Consider the following 13736-nt stretch of genomic DNA (forward strand, 5'->3'; position numbering starts at 1 on the left):
CGACGTCGCCGACCAGGCTGCCCGACGTGCCGCCGTTGCCGACCTGGAGGGTGCCGGCCGCGATGGTGGTGCCGCCGGTATAGGTGTTGCTGCCGGCGAGCGTCAGGGTACCGGCACCGGCCTTGGTCAGACCGCCGGCGCCGTCCATCGTGCCGCTGAAGCTGGTGGAGGAGTTGTCGCCGCCGGCGGTGAGGCGGGCGGCGCCCAGCGCGACGCGGCCCTGTCCGGCGAGCGACCCCACAATCTCGCTGTCGGCCAGCGCCAGGGTGGCGCCGGCGCCGACGAGCACGGCGCTGCGGTCGCCGATGGCCTGGCCGCCGCCGGCCAGGAGGGTTCCGGCCGCGATGGTGGTGGGACCGGCATAGGTGTTGATGCCGGAGAGCGCGAGTGTGCCGGCGCCGAGCTTGGCTAGGCCGCCGGATCCGGCGAGCGACTGGGTGAGGGTGAAGGTGTTGGCCGGGTCGGCGATGTCGAGCCCGCCGCCACCGTTCGCCCAGGTGATCGGGCGGGTGGTGGCGGTGAAGCCGGTTCCGGTGACCCGGAGGATGCCGCCGTCGAAGGTGAGCGGGGCCACGGCGGCGCCGAGGTTGGCGTCGCGGCTGACCGAGAGGGTGCCGCCGGCGAAGGTCGTGCCGCCGGCATAGGTGTTCGCGCCGGTGAGCGTGAGCGTGCCGCCGCCCAACTTGATCAGGCTGCCGTGGTCTGCCCAAGCCGCGGCCCCGGGATCCTTCTCCTGCTTGCGCTGAACGAGGGCATCCTCGGAAATGTCGTTGGACCAGATGTCGCGGGTGCCGGTCGGGAGGTTGGCCGCAACCGGCCCGAGGAACTGACCCGGCCCCTTCATGGCTTTGTTGAGATCGATCACGCCCCAGCCCCAGACGGCATTGGGCGCATTGGGGTTGGCGTCCGGGATGCCGTCGACCGCGTTGCGGTGATAGGCGGTGGTGAGCAGGACGTCGCGGGCCTGCTGATTGGTCATGTAGGGATAGCGCTGCATGATAACCGCGAGCGCCCCCGTGGCGTGCGGCGCCGCCATCGAGGTCCCGTCGACGCGTGTGTACCCGGTCTGGTTATCGGGATCGATTTGCCACTCCGCTGCGTCCCACGGAGCTCCCGGGACCCAGGGCGGCGCTGTGCTCGTGATCGCTGTGCCCGGCGCAACGACATACCAGTATTTGGCGATGCCGGCCCGGTTGGAATACGATGAGAGTATCAGATCGGCCGAGTTCAAGCTGCCATTCGCGCCAGCCTCAGCGCCACCGACGGCAAGCCAGTTCCTCTCCAGATCGGGCCTTAAATAGGGCAGCGACGAGCGGACATTGGGATTGCTGTAGCCCGTGTTTCCAGCCGCAATCACCTGAATGACGTCGTAGCGCTTGGTGACGTCGGCCATGGCATCGAGCAAGCCGAGCTTGCCGTCGAACCGGGAATAGGCTGAACGCACGCCGGCGAGGCTGTCGTAGTTGTCTCCGACTGGCGGGCTGCCCCAGGACGAATTGATCACGCGGGCCCCCGCCGCAGCCAGGGTGCCATAGGCGTTCTTGAAGTAGGCGTAATCCGCGTTCGGCCCGTACCGCGTCTCGTCTGTCGAATGGGTGTTCGTGACGTAGACGTCGGCGTCGAACGCCACACCGTGCATCCCGGTGCCGTCCCGGGCCGCTGCGACCGTTCCGGTTACGTGGGTGCCGTGAGGGTCGTTATAACGCGCGTCGTACGCACCGGGCACAGTGTAGGCATCGCCTGTCTTGAAGAAGCTCGGCTGGGGCCAAGAGTCTTGAGGCTGGCCGTACCAGTCCTGGAAATAGTAGCCGTCCGACCCGAATGTTCCGGTGATCGTCAGCGGCTTGACATGTCCATTGGCGAATTCCGGGTGGTCGCTGTAGACGCCGGAATCCACCACCCCGACGATGACGCCCAGGCCGGTATAGCCGGCCGCATAGGCATCGGCCGCGCGCATCGCCTCCAGGCCCCAATCCGCCCGGTATTCCGGCGTGCGCCAGTTCGCGGGGTCGGCGCTGGCCAAGCTCTGCGCGAGGGCATGATACGAGACCGAGGCCCCCAATGCCGCGAGACCGAGAGTCGATCGGCGCAGTACGGTCGTAATTAATCGCCGACGATTGAACCCACCACAGGCATTGTTATCGACATATGCTTGGTTACGCATCTTCAGCTGCTCAATTTCCCGGAAAAATGGAGACAACGCCGTTGTTCGCCGTGAGGGATCGTCGTTAATCGAACCTAGCAGCAGTGAGCGGTATGAAGTGGAGGAGATTAGATCTCAAAAAATACGACGCGCAAGTAAGATTTTATCTCTAATACATCTCACGATATCGATTAATATTCGTATCGATATGAAAATAATGATCAAAAATGCTTTGACATGACTCAGATGATGTCGCCGGCTACATTTTGGAATGGCATGTTTCTTGCTAGTTTCCGCAGGAGCATCATTGGCTGCCAGCGTGCCTATGTGCGGTACAGCAGATGTTTCCATACGCCGTGTGATCAAAATGCTACGGCACAGCATTTCGGCGGCCAGCCAAAGCATCTGCTCTTGTCAGAACAACACTATGTCTCCAGCCGCTGACAGGCGGCATGACCCGCTCGGCAGTGAACACGAGGGAGTTCGCAGCGACAGCGCCGTGTGGTGCACATCGTTCACGCATGAGCGATCGGCAGCTCGCCGACTTGCGTCGTGTAGCGCGGCGTCCGCATCTCGAACTTGGTGTTCCACTCCCGGCCGCTCACGAGGCCGGCGCCACTGCGCCGCAGCCCCAGCGCGCGTTGCAAGCGTCCATGGCCGCCATGAGTGGCCCGGATCGCTCCCAGTCCATCCGCCCGATCAGCGCTCGGTGGCTGTGGGACAGCGGCACCAGATCATTGGTGACGATCCCCGCCCTGGAATACCGCCACGGTCGCTCGCCGGGCTCGCGCCAGGTCTTCGCTACCCCGTGCGGCGCCGCCTTGATCAGCGCCAGCGTGTCGGACGTGTGCTCCGGCAGCGTCACCGTGGTCGAGACCGAGCGCATGGGCGCGTCCCGGTCGTGCTCGCTGGTGTGGTAGAAGAACGGATCCCGGCGCCGCCCACAAGCCTCCGCTGCGCTCCGGCCCCTGCGGGGTGCAGGCTACACCGGGGCCCGTTCTGGGGGCGCCATCGCGCCCGGGACGGTGCCGAGCGCACGGGGGACCCAGACGATGCCGAGCTTCACCACCACCGCTTGCGCCGCCGCCCGCTACACCCTCCAGGTCCACGTCGAGGAACTGCGCGCCGAACTGGCCTCCGTCCTCTCCCGGTCCGAGCGCCGCCAGATCGAGCGCGAGTTCCGGGCGGCGCAGGCCCGGCTCGCCGGGCTCACCGCCTGACGGCGGGGCCGCCCCAAGGGGCGGCCATCTCCCGTTTCACGGGAGACCGCTTCGCGGACGAGCGGTGCATGGTCACGCCCATGAAGTTTCGAGGCACTGGCGCCGATCATCGGCACCAGTGCCGGGTCCGCCCCTCCTTTTCCTCTCGGCCCGGCTGATACGGCAGCGCCAGGCCCTCACGCGCCAGGATCGTCCCGACGATCCCGGCCCGCACGCTGAGATCGCCGAGAGTGCGCCCGTAGCGGCCGGTGGCGCCCGTTCGCACCACCTCGACCGGATTCCCCCGGGCCAGCTGCGCGACCCGCTCCTTGGCCCGCAATCCGGCCTGCAATTCGGCATCGCAACTGGGATGGAAGACCTTCGGCGCGTCGATCGCCGTGAACCGGATCTTCTCCGCGCAGCCCCGGGTGACCACGACGCAGGGTAGCGCCACTGTGTCGCCGTCCAGGATGATGATCCGGGTCCCGTCCAACGTTTCCGATCTCGCCGACGTCACGGGCACCGCCGTCCCAGCGATTGCCAGCGCCGCACACAGCATGCGTAAAGGGCTTGGCCGTGGTGTGCTTAGCGCCAGCATTCGCGGCTCCACGGGCATGACATCGAAGGCGTATGACGGATCATGACGGACAAGCTGCTCGCCCTCCTCGACCGTTTGAAGGCACATCAAAAGGAACTTATCTTCAGTGCGGCAACCAGTGACTGCCTGCCGCCCGCAAACCTCATCCGCCGGATCTCAGAGCTTGAAAGTATGATTGCCGCCGTCGAGGCCGTGGCCGACGAAGAGGCGGCTCGCGAGCGGTCCAGAAAAGTCTAGGTAGGGGACTCATTCAGGTCCATGCGATCACACAGGAAACGAGTGCGACGGCGGCCAGATAGTTGCAGGCCAAGCGGTCGTAGCGGGTCGCGACGCGCCGCCAGTTTTTGAGATGGCCGAATAGGCGCTCGATCCTGTTGCGCCTCCGGTAGGCGGTCCGGCTGTGCTTATAGGGTACCGTTCGGGTGGCCGTGGACGGGATGGTGGCGATCACCCGGTGGCTCTTCAGCCAATCCCTCAAGCTCTGTGCGTCGTAGGCTTTGTCGGCGATCAGACGCTTGGGCGGCACCACAGCGCACAGAAGGGGCAGCGCCATGGTGATGTCGGCCACGTTGCCGGGCGTCAGGGCGAACGCGACCGGTCGGCCACGATCATCGGCCAAGCAATGGATTTTACTCGTGAAGCCGCCGCGCGTCCTTCGACAGGCTCAGGATGAGGCGGCCGATCGCCTGGCTCCAGGCCCCCCTTTTCCGCCCGATGCCGAGCGGTGTGCCTTCACGGGGGACGCGTCGAGCATCAACTCATCTGGCACGGGGCCTGTGGCCGCGACCTTTGCAAACAAGCGCGGCCAGACCCCGCGCTGGGACCACCTGTTGTAGCGGTTGTAGATCGTGGTGTGCGGGCCGTAGGCGGCGGGCGTATCCTGCCAGCGGCAGCCGACTTTCAGCACATACAGTATGCCGCTGATCACCCGCCTGTCGTCGACCCGAGGTTTGCCGGGTTGGCCGTGAGGCAGATGTGGCTCGATCCGCCCCCAGGCTTCATCGGAGAGCTAGAACAACCGTGCCATCGCGATCCTCCTGCGCTGGAAACCCAATCTCAGGAAGAAAACGCGAGCGATCGCAAATGGTTGTATGGGTTCTCTACCTAGGGCGATCAGATCGACCGAAATCCAGAGCAGGTTTTGCGTCCGCCCGGAAACGTTTCTGGCCGGTGGTCGGGGCGTTGGTGACAGCTGCAAACGTCGCTGGCTACTTCTGGCCATCGTTGACCCTAGCCACTGGAGCCAACCTCGATCCGCAACAGGATTTCCAAACCAGTTTCGTCGCGACGAACACTGGGCATGTCCCATTGTACGGGATCACGTTCGTTTGCGAGCTCGTCGGCAGCCAAGCATCCATAGGTCACCTGGAAACAGGTGGGGATGCGTTTGACGAGATCCCCATCCTAAAGAAGGGAGAGCCGGCCACACGCTCCTGCTTCAGAAAGAGCCTCGCCATCAACGGGCCGATGCTCCGGGTCACGGCCTACTATCACTGGCCGCTAATCGACAGGATAGCCAGCACCACGGCATATTTCTCGCCATGGCACGGTTCGACTGGTACGGTCCTCGTCCAAGAGCCGGAGCCAATTCAACGCCTACCGGTGCTGATCCATATCGGGCGCGCTCCACGATCGTAACCTGCCGCCCGTCGGATTGAGGGCATGGCTCGGGCGCCATCGCCGGAAGCTTACCCGCTCGGCCCCGCCCCGATCTGCTCACGGGGCAGGGGAGCGCCCGATCTCGCCGGCGGTCGAGCTGAGTCGATACGCAACTTGGCTTGGCGTGAAGATGCCTCATCGGCCTGCGGGCCTAGGTCCTGCCACGGCTCGAACGTGACAAGTCACCCGAGGCTCGCCAGGCGGCTCAAAACGCCTTGCAGGAGCGTCAAAGCAGGTAGCATGCTTGCCTCCGGAACGACTCCGAGGGCGGCAAAGAGTGGGTTAAATGATGGCAGACACGACCGGCCTTCCGGTCGCGGTAATCGGAGCTGGGTTCAGCGGCACAATGGTCGCGCTTCAGGTGCTCGCCGCATCGAATCGTCGTCCTGTGCTTTTATGCGAGCGCGCGGAGAACTTCGGGCGTGGTTTGGCCTACGCCACCGACAATCCCGCCCACGTCCTAAACGTCCGGGCGGCCAATATGAGTGCCTTCCCCGATCGGCCGGACCATTTCGAGGCATGGCTTGCTCGCACGGAGCTCAACCTCGCACCCGCTGAGACACCAGGAATCTGCCGAACCGCGGCCGGCACCTTTGTCGCGCGCGGGCTCTACGGTCGCTATCTCGCGGAATTGCTGATCGACACGGTGACCGGTCCGGACGTCCCACGCCTCCGCCTCATCAACGATGCCGTCGTCGATCTTGAGCCGACAACCGAAGGCTTCTTGCTGCGCACGGAGGGCGGTCTCACGCGTCGCGTTGCAGGCGCAGTGCTCGCCATGGGCAACCTGCCCAGCAACGGACAGTTCGCCAGCCGTCACCGCGCCAGCCCGTGGCGGCCGGAAGGGTTCGATCGCCTCGACCCCACCAGGCCTGTTCTGATCGTCGGCACTGGGTTGACGATGGTCGACGCCGTGGCCGCCCTGCGCGGGCGTGGCTTCGCCGGTCCCGTCGTTGCAATCTCGCGCCGCGGTCTTCTACCGAGTGCCCACGCGCCCACACGGCCTTGGCCGGTCCCCACGTTGGCCCCGACGGATCTCACATCTCTATCCCATCTGCTCGGTCGGATCCGGGCAGAAATCGCCGCCGCCCAGGCGGCCGACGCCGACTGGCGCGGCGTTCTCGACGCATTGCGGCCGATCACTGACAGCGCCTGGAAGGGTCTGCCGGCGGCGGAGCGCGCCCGCTTTCTCCGTCACCTGCGCCCGTACTGGGACGTTCACCGCCATCGCATGGCGCCGCCCGTCGCGGAGGCCCTGGCCGAAAACATCGCACGCGGATCGCTGGCGGTCCGGGCTGGACGCATCCTGTCCGTCGTCGACGAGCCTGCGGAGGCCCTCGTCACGTGGCTGCCACGTAGGGGAACCCAGCCTGAAGCGATGCGCGTCCAGTGTATTTTCGACGCTACCGGTGTAGGGGGCGTCGCCGGCACGCACGATCCCTTGCTGACACGGCTCCTCGACCGGGGCCTGATCCAGCCAGGCCCCTTCGGCTTGGGGCTCGATACCGACGCGGAATTTCGCGTGCTCGGTCCTCAGTCTCAGGGGACGCTATGGACGATAGGGCCGCTCCTGCGCGGGGTGTTGTGGGAATGTACAGCCGTACCTGACATCCGCACCACAGCCACGCGCCTTGCAGCGACAGTGGTCAAGACTCTCGATTCCAGCGATGCAACCTCGAACGAAAAAGCCCCGCGCGGCGGCTGCGGGCGGGGCTGAAGGTGGTCGGGAGGAGCCGCGACGAGCGCAGCAAGCCGCGGGCCAGCTACGGCGGATCCCGCGGGAGCGCCCGGCCGTAGGAGAGCAATCTCAGGAGCGTCGAAGTTCGCCCACAACGCGAGATGTGAACACCCTCCTAGGCTGTCGCGTCGGCCGATCAGATCAATATTGCGACTTGTGGTTGATCGCGATAAAGACACTCCCGGATACGGGGAGACAACAAGTGTTCGAACTCGCGACGGTCAATGAATGGTATGAATTAAGCGTTAGGCACCCAGAGTTCCGCGGCGTAACGGTCACCAATCTAAAAAATTGGGGCGTCATGAAAGCGGCGAGTTTCATCGAAGAGCGGTTTGCCTCAAGACACAACGACAAAGGCATTCGAATTCTGGAGTTCGGCCACGGCTTCAATCACTGGCTGCTTTCTCGATATCAAAATAGATATGAGGTTTGGGGAGCCGATCGTCCTCAAGGGCTACACTATTTCAAGGATGATGAGTGGGATCAGCGTTTTGCGGCTGAGATGGTCCCGGCATGTCCATCGGTAAAATTCGCGAGAACCTTGGTCGGCGAGAACATCGCAGGACATGAGCTTCCGGAAAATTATTTCGATATCATCGTTTCGATTTCTGTTCTCGAAGAGATGCCGGTCGCCGCCGCCGGAGCTATCGTCAATAATGCTGCCAAGTTATTGCGTCCAGGCGGCGTTCTGTTGAGCAGCTATGATCTGCTACTGGCAAACTTCACGCGGCTTACGGCGGAGTATTATCATGAGCATCGAAGGTCAGGCCTAATTATCGACCCTCCCCCGGACGGGGTTTTGGATTGGAGCGGCACACTGATCGAAAACCCCTTAGCTGTAATGCTTTGGTATCAGGGCGGCATGCCGGAGAAGGGCCGAAAGTTCTGGGGTCACCATGGATCGATCTTCACGGCGGGGCAGAAGCCGACAGAGGGCTGATCTGCTCGGTTCCGGGGCCGGTCCTAGACGAAAGAAAGCCCCGCGCGGCGGCTGCCGACGGGGCTGAAGGTGGCTTGGGAGGAACCGCGGGGCAGCTATGGCGGATCCCGAGGGAGCGCCCGGCCGCCAATGATGCCGACCAGGAGCGCGATCAGGGCCCAGACATGGGTCAGGTCATGGCTGGGCGGCGGGCGGGCGACCGGCCGTAGGCGAGCCATGGCCATTCGGGCGGCCTACCGGTATGCGCATGACCGGCCGCCACACAGACTTGGCGTGCTGTCTCTAGGACGGCCCTGCGCGGGCGCCTGCTCTCGGTGGAAAGATGGCTTGGCTTATCTTCGGCGACAGTCACATCTGGACGTTCAAATACGCGGATGAAAAAGGCTGGATCAGGCAGCCTTGCGACTTCATAGAGGTCATGGGGGCAACAGCAGTCGGGCTGCGAAATCCCAATGGTCAAACGAACGCCCTGGAGATATTCGCTCAAGGCCTACTGCCTCCGCGGGAGCAGTTCACGCCCGTCATGCAGCTCGGCGAGGTCGATTGCGGGTTTGTGATCTGGTGGCGGGCAATGAAGCTCGCAGAGAGCGTCGATGCTCAACTGGAAACATCGATCAATGCCCATTTTGGCTTCGTGGATCGGCTTCTCAGCGAAGGGTACAGCACCGTAGTCCTTACCGGAGCGGCGCTGCCGACGATCCGGGATGGCCAGGATTGGGGAGAAATCGCGAACAAGAGGCGCGAGGTGGTGACTTCCCTCGTCGAGCGCACTCAACTGACCATGCGGTACAACGCGATGCTGCGTGACGGCGCAGCGCGGCGGGGGTTGCCCTTCATCGACATATCGAGCGAAATCATTGACCGGGCCACGGGGGTGATTTCTGACGCCTTTCGGGCTGAAGATCCGTTGGATCACCACCTTAACAGCGAGCGGGCAGGCAGGCTCTGGGCTACGGCGCTCAACGCTCTCTAGCCTCCAAAAAGAGCGTTCAGGGCACAGACAAGGCTCAGGCTTTAGCCGGGCGGCGAATGATCGACCGGCCGCAGGGGCGCCCCGTCTCGATCAGGCCCCTGCACGGGCGCCGGTTATAGGTGAGCAGCACCGCCGACAATCTAACTTCAAGGCATAGAGTGGCTTACAATTGCTGGTCACATCTCATTGGATGGGGCGCGGATACCATCGTATATCCAAGGATCAGCATTCTTCGTTCGTCGATAGTATATCAGCATCTCAGTAAGATGTGCAATCTTTTCTTTCCAATCCTGATGGAAGCCGAATTTATAGCCGTGCCGTAGAGCGTCTTGTGGCGTATATGGGGCGCCGTTGTAAGGCAAATTGTTATCTGCCTTTCTAATTAACTCCAGCACGCTACTATTATGACCAATACCTAATATTCCACATATCTGCTCGGCCACATGGGCAAAAACTTCGTTGGTTGGATGATTGTGTGTCAGCATGAGCAGCATATCCTGATGACGCTCTGTCATGAAATCAGAAACTTTGACGTCCAAGGACGCCTCTCGCGCCCGTAGCTCGGTGGCGCATTGCTTGAACCTCGAAATGCTTCCTAGATCATTCCCCTGTTCAATTTCTGAAATAACGGAGGATGCGGCTTCTTCTCGATCCAAAATGTGCATAATTTCTTCTTGACCGTATATTTCTCCGAAAGAGTATTTCGCGGACATTGGCGCATAGCCAACGTTCGTCATTCCAGAGTTAAAAATATAAGGAACGGTGATAATCTGCTTGCCGTAAAAATTTTCTTTTAAATACGATATAGATAATCTGCCATGATTTGCATCGAGTTCTTGGCAAACGATGATATCCGCATCGATCAGCTCTTTATAGGTCTCCAATTCACCTTTAAAATTTCCTGTTCTGGCATTATTGCTGAGATATTTGGCGCCAACATGCTCACAAATTATTGAAATGTGTTCCGCAACAACGCCTAACTGACAATTGCCGAAAAAAGCTATTACCATTTGAATAAATGCCCGTGGCGCGGCGTGGATCTTTAATGCGCTGAGTAGCCCATATGATTGGGCTGTGAAAGCAGGCGGCGATGGAGGCCGCGGTGCCCAGAAACAAAAAACCGCCGAAGCTGGAGCCGGGCGGTTGGGCAGAACGACAGAGATGTGATGGAGAGCTAGCGCTTCGTCAGGTTGGAGATGATCAGGCCGACCAGGAGCGCGATCAGGGCCCAGATATGGCTCAAGTCCTGACCAGGCGGCGCGCAGTTCACGGCGCCGGAGCCCGCGGCAGGATCTCGAACTCAAGGGGGGGCAGGATCGTCGTGATCGACCAGCCCAGCGCGCGCTGCAGCGGGTTGCAGTCGTAAGCCACCACGCCGAGGAGCCGCCCGCGGCCGGGCATGGCGTCGAGCGGGATGAACGGGCCGATCACCTCTTCCTCGCGCCCCAGCGGCCCGTAGGCGTCGAACCGCTCAACCTCGTAGTCCAGGCGCCGCCCGGCGCCATCCACCAGCCACCAGCGTCGCGTGATCTCGCACGAGCGCGACCGCTCCCGCACACCGCGGATCAGCAGCCGCTCGCCGGGCCGGACTGCTTGCTCGGGTTGACGATCTCGCGCGAGACCTGGCGAACCGGCGGCTCGCGGTCAATCGCCATGGCGAAGATCCGGCCGACAACGAACAAGAGCGTGCTTTAGTAGAGCGCGTTGAGCACGAGCTGCAGGCGAAGAACGAGCACCGCAAGCCGATCTCGATGAACGTGCCGGTGTTCTCTGACCTCGCCGAGGCGATCGCGGCGGCGCCGCGCACGCATCTGACCTTCCTCGTCACCGAGTACGGGAAACCGTTCTCGACGGTGGGCTTCGGCAACCGGTTCCGCGAGTGGCGCAACCAGGCAGGCTTACCGCACTGCTCAGCCCACGGGCTGCGCAAGGCGACCGCGGCGCGGCTGGCCGAGCGGGGCTGCACCCCGCACGAAATCATGGCCGTGACAGGCCCCCAAACGCTCGAGGAGGTAGAGCGATATACCCGGGAGGCCCAGCGCGCGGGGCTCGCTGACAGCGCCTGGGAGCGCTACGCCAAGGGGCAGCAAGGTCCCACCGCGGAAGCGGGTTCGGGTCCCACTTCCACTAAGTCGTTGTCAGAGCTTGCTGAAAATGCGCCGGTGGCGCTCCCAAGGGGAATCGAACCCCTGTTTTCGCCGTGAGAGGGCGACGTCCTAGACCGCTAGACGATGGGAGCTTTCCGGCGGCGCCCGGGTGCTATAGCCACGCCCCGTCGGGGGAGCAAGGGGCTTCTTTCGAGATTCCGTATGGATCGGTGCGGATGGGGCACGGATAGAGGTCGTGGTGGACGCATTGGACGAGGCGCGGGTCGGGATCGTCGCGGACGGAGGGATCCGGCTCGACCGGGCGCTGGTGGCCTTGTTCCCGGACCTGTCCCGGGCTCGGCTGCAGGATCTGGTGCGCGACGGGCGCGTGACCCGGGACGGTACCCCGGTGCGCGATCCCTCCGCGAAGGTCGCGGCCGGCGCGCAGATCGTGCTGGCGGTGCCGCCGCCGGCGGATGCGGAACCCGCGGCCGAGGCCGTCGACCTGGCGATCGCCTATGAGGACGACGACCTCGTGGTGATCGACAAGCCGGCGGGCCTCGTGGTCCATCCGGCGCCGGGCCACGAGAGCGGGACGCTGGTCAACGCGCTGATCGCCCATTGCGGCGCGAGCCTCTCGGGGATCGGCGGCGTGCGCCGGCCCGGCATCGTCCACCGGCTCGACAAGGATACGAGCGGCCTGATCGTCGTCGCCAAGAACGACGCGGCGCACCAGGGCCTGACCGCGCAATTCGCCGATCACGGGCGGACGGGGCCGCTGGAGCGGGCCTACGCGGCCCTGGTCTGGGGTATCCCACACCCGCGCACGGGGACGATTGCGGCCAGCCTCGCCCGCTCGCGGCACAATCGGGAGAAGATCGCCGTGGTCTCGGACGAGGCCGGGCGGCACGCGGTGACCCATTACACGGTCGCCGAGACCTTTCCGGAAGTCTCCCTGGTGCGCTGCCGCCTGGAGACCGGGCGGACCCATCAGATCCGGGTGCATCTCGCCCATCGCGGCCACCCGCTCCTCGGGGATCCGGTCTATGGCGGCGCGTTCCGCACCAAGGCGGCGCGGCTGTCGGCGCCGGCGCGCGACGCGCTCACGGCCCTGGGGCGGCAAGCCCTGCACGCGGAACTGCTGGGCTTCAGCCATCCGCGCACCGGGGAGACCCTGCGGTTCGAGAGCCCGATCCCGCCCGACATCGCCGCGCTCATGGACACGCTCGCGAAGGCTTGAACCACGATGGTCGGACAGGAAACCGAATCCGCGCCGCGTGCGAAAGATCACGCCGGGCCGCGTCACATCGTGACATGGTACGACCATTCGGCCGGTCGCGCGTTGATGGCGACGTGGGTGTCCCCAACCGCTACCGGTCCGTCCGACTTACCCGTATGACATGGGTGGCCGGGAGGGTCGGCTCAAGAGCGGCCCCAGTGGACGGCACTGTTGCCCGTCGCGTCCGCCCGTCAGGGGGACCAGAGTCCAGGAGAATGCCATGGCCGGTACGCTACCCGTGCTCGCCAATGAAGGTGGCCTCTCGCGCTACCTCGACGAGATCCGCAAGTTCCCGATGCTGGAGCCGACGGAGGAGTTCACGCTGGCCAAGAGCTGGCGGGATGCCGGCGACCGTGAGGCCGCGCATCGGCTCGTGACCTCGCACCTGCGCCTCGTGGCCAAGATCGCCATGGGCTATCGCGGCTACGGCCTGCCGATCGGCGAGGTCGTGTCCGAGGGCAATGTCGGCCTGATGCAGGCGGTCAAGCGCTTCGATCCCGACAAGGGCTTCCGCCTGGCGACCTACGCCATGTGGTGGATCAAGGCGGCGATCCAGGAATACATCCTGCGCTCGTGGTCGCTCGTGAAGATGGGCACCACGGCGAACCAGAAGAAGCTGTTCTTCAACCTGCGCAAGGCCAAGGGCAAGATCTCGGCGCTCGACGAGGGCGACCTGCGCCCCGATCAGGTCAAGCAGATCGCCACCCGTCTCGGTGTGCCCGAGCAGGACGTGATCGACATGAACCGGCGTCTCTCCGGCGACACGTCGCTCAACGCGCCCCTGCGCGAGGAGGGCGAGGGCGAGTGGCAGGACTGGCTCGTCGACAATGCCCCGAGCCAGGAGACCGTGCTCGCCCGCGAGCAAGAGGGGCAGAACCGCCTCTCGGCCCTGCGCGACGCGCTGGGCGTGCTCAACCCGCGCGAGCGGCGCATCTTCGAGGCGCGGCGTCTCGCCGAGGATCCGATCACGCTGGAGGACCTGTCCGGCGAGTTCGGCGTCTCCCGCGAGCGCGTCCGGCAGATCGAGGTCCGTGCCTTCGAGAAGGTGCAGGAAGCGGTCAAGCGCAACATCGCCAACCGCGAGCTGCCGCGCACGGGCATCGAGGCCCACTGATCGACC

At 64.0% G+C, this 13736-nt stretch carries 12 protein-coding genes, 1 tRNA gene and 2 pseudogenes; 8 read left to right on the forward strand and 7 right to left on the reverse strand.

What is annotated here, in order from left to right:
* Window positions 1-2023: S8 family peptidase (locus BMZ47_RS14230; RefSeq protein ID WP_208601053.1), on the reverse strand; the 2023-nt coding region annotated here is incomplete at its 3' end.
* 635 nt (window positions 2024-2658) lie between these two features.
* Window positions 2659-3068 (reverse strand): annotated as a pseudogene (locus BMZ47_RS14235) (DUF4113 domain-containing protein); the annotation flags it as partial.
* Between the two features lie 127 nt (window positions 3069-3195).
* Here BMZ47_RS14235 and BMZ47_RS28600 point away from each other — a divergent pair.
* Window positions 3196-3363, forward strand: a complete 168-nt coding sequence (locus BMZ47_RS28600) for a hypothetical protein (RefSeq protein ID WP_167369047.1) — start codon at window positions 3196-3198, stop codon at window positions 3361-3363.
* A gap of 106 nt (window positions 3364-3469) precedes the next feature.
* On the opposite strand, the gene BMZ47_RS14240 is transcribed toward BMZ47_RS28600, so the two are convergent.
* Window positions 3470-3859 carry a thermonuclease family protein gene (locus tag BMZ47_RS14240; protein WP_167369048.1) on the reverse strand — a complete coding sequence of 130 codons (390 nt, stop codon included), beginning with the start codon at window positions 3857-3859 and terminating at the stop codon, window positions 3470-3472.
* 123 nt (window positions 3860-3982) lie between these two features.
* Here BMZ47_RS14240 and BMZ47_RS14245 point away from each other — a divergent pair, with 123 nt between their 5' ends.
* Entirely contained in the window at window positions 3983-4177 is a 195-nt protein-coding gene (locus tag BMZ47_RS14245) for a hypothetical protein (RefSeq protein ID WP_091863289.1), read from the forward strand.
* A gap of 13 nt (window positions 4178-4190) precedes the next feature.
* On the opposite strand, the pseudogene BMZ47_RS14250 reads toward BMZ47_RS14245, so the two are convergent.
* A pseudogene (locus tag BMZ47_RS14250) lies at window positions 4191-4949 on the reverse strand (IS5 family transposase); the annotation flags it as partial.
* Between the two features lie 936 nt (window positions 4950-5885).
* Between BMZ47_RS14250 and BMZ47_RS14255 the strand changes: the two are divergent.
* The 3 genes from BMZ47_RS14255 to BMZ47_RS14265 all read left to right on the forward strand — a co-directional run bounded on the left by BMZ47_RS14255 (window position 5886) and on the right by BMZ47_RS14265 (window position 9250).
* The gene (locus tag BMZ47_RS14255; protein ID WP_091863137.1) at window positions 5886-7316 is read left to right on the forward strand and encodes an FAD/NAD(P)-binding protein; all 1431 of its coding nucleotides are present in this window, start codon (window positions 5886-5888) and stop codon (window positions 7314-7316) included.
* 223 nt (window positions 7317-7539) lie between these two features.
* On the forward strand, window positions 7540-8277 hold the full coding sequence (locus BMZ47_RS14260; protein WP_139220983.1) for a class I SAM-dependent methyltransferase: 738 nt from the start codon (window positions 7540-7542) through the stop codon (window positions 8275-8277).
* Window positions 8278-8599: 322 nt separating this feature from the next.
* Complete coding sequence (locus BMZ47_RS14265; protein WP_244536817.1) at window positions 8600-9250, forward strand: SGNH/GDSL hydrolase family protein; 651 nt, start codon at window positions 8600-8602, stop codon at window positions 9248-9250.
* A 176-nt stretch (window positions 9251-9426) separates the two neighbouring features.
* Here the strand turns inward: BMZ47_RS14265 and BMZ47_RS27990 are convergent, their stop codons facing one another.
* A complete protein-coding gene (locus BMZ47_RS27990) occupies window positions 9427-10554 on the reverse strand; it encodes a WcbI family polysaccharide biosynthesis putative acetyltransferase (RefSeq protein WP_167369049.1) in 1128 nt (375 codons plus the stop codon).
* The gene (locus tag BMZ47_RS14270) at window positions 10517-10759 is read right to left on the reverse strand and encodes a hypothetical protein (RefSeq protein ID WP_139220985.1); all 243 of its coding nucleotides are present in this window, start codon (window positions 10757-10759) and stop codon (window positions 10517-10519) included. The genes BMZ47_RS27990 and BMZ47_RS14270 overlap by 38 nt, the downstream gene beginning before the upstream one ends.
* 236 nt (window positions 10760-10995) lie before the next feature.
* Here BMZ47_RS14270 and BMZ47_RS14275 point away from each other — a divergent pair, with 236 nt between their 5' ends.
* Window positions 10996-11454 (forward strand): tyrosine-type recombinase/integrase, encoded by a 459-nt coding sequence (locus BMZ47_RS14275; protein ID WP_425285068.1) that lies wholly within the window; start codon window positions 10996-10998, stop codon window positions 11452-11454.
* On the opposite strand, the gene BMZ47_RS14280 is transcribed toward BMZ47_RS14275, so the two are convergent.
* Window positions 11414-11489 (reverse strand) — tRNA-Glu (locus tag BMZ47_RS14280). The two genes, BMZ47_RS14275 and BMZ47_RS14280, sit on opposite strands and share 41 nt — an antisense overlap.
* Window positions 11490-11593: 104 nt before the next feature.
* Between BMZ47_RS14280 and BMZ47_RS14285 the strand changes: the two genes are divergently transcribed.
* Entirely contained in the window at window positions 11594-12577 is a 984-nt protein-coding gene (locus tag BMZ47_RS14285) for an RluA family pseudouridine synthase (RefSeq protein ID WP_091863140.1), read from the forward strand.
* 259 nt (window positions 12578-12836) lie between these two features.
* Window positions 12837-13730 carry an RNA polymerase sigma factor RpoH gene (gene rpoH, locus BMZ47_RS14290; RefSeq protein WP_007565114.1) on the forward strand — a complete coding sequence of 298 codons (894 nt, stop codon included), beginning with the start codon at window positions 12837-12839 and terminating at the stop codon, window positions 13728-13730.
* The last annotated feature ends 6 nt before the right edge of the window (window positions 13731-13736 follow it).

Source organism: Methylobacterium brachiatum (assembly GCF_900113845.1).
GTDB lineage: Bacteria > Pseudomonadota > Alphaproteobacteria > Rhizobiales > Beijerinckiaceae > Methylobacterium > Methylobacterium brachiatum.

Excerpts from the sequence above, each read along its gene's own strand:
- BMZ47_RS28600 (WP_167369047.1), top strand. The coding sequence starts at position 3,196 with ATGCCGAGCTTCACCACCACCGCTTGCGCCGCCGCCCGCTACACCCTC.
- BMZ47_RS14245 (WP_091863289.1), top strand. The coding sequence starts at position 3,983 with ATGACGGACAAGCTGCTCGCCCTCCTCGACCGTTTGAAGGCACATCAA.
- BMZ47_RS14255 (WP_091863137.1), top strand. The coding sequence starts at position 5,886 with ATGATGGCAGACACGACCGGCCTTCCGGTCGCGGTAATCGGAGCTGGG.
- BMZ47_RS14265 (WP_244536817.1), top strand. The coding sequence starts at position 8,600 with ATGGCTTGGCTTATCTTCGGCGACAGTCACATCTGGACGTTCAAATAC.
- rpoH (WP_007565114.1), top strand. The coding sequence starts at position 12,837 with ATGGCCGGTACGCTACCCGTGCTCGCCAATGAAGGTGGCCTCTCGCGC.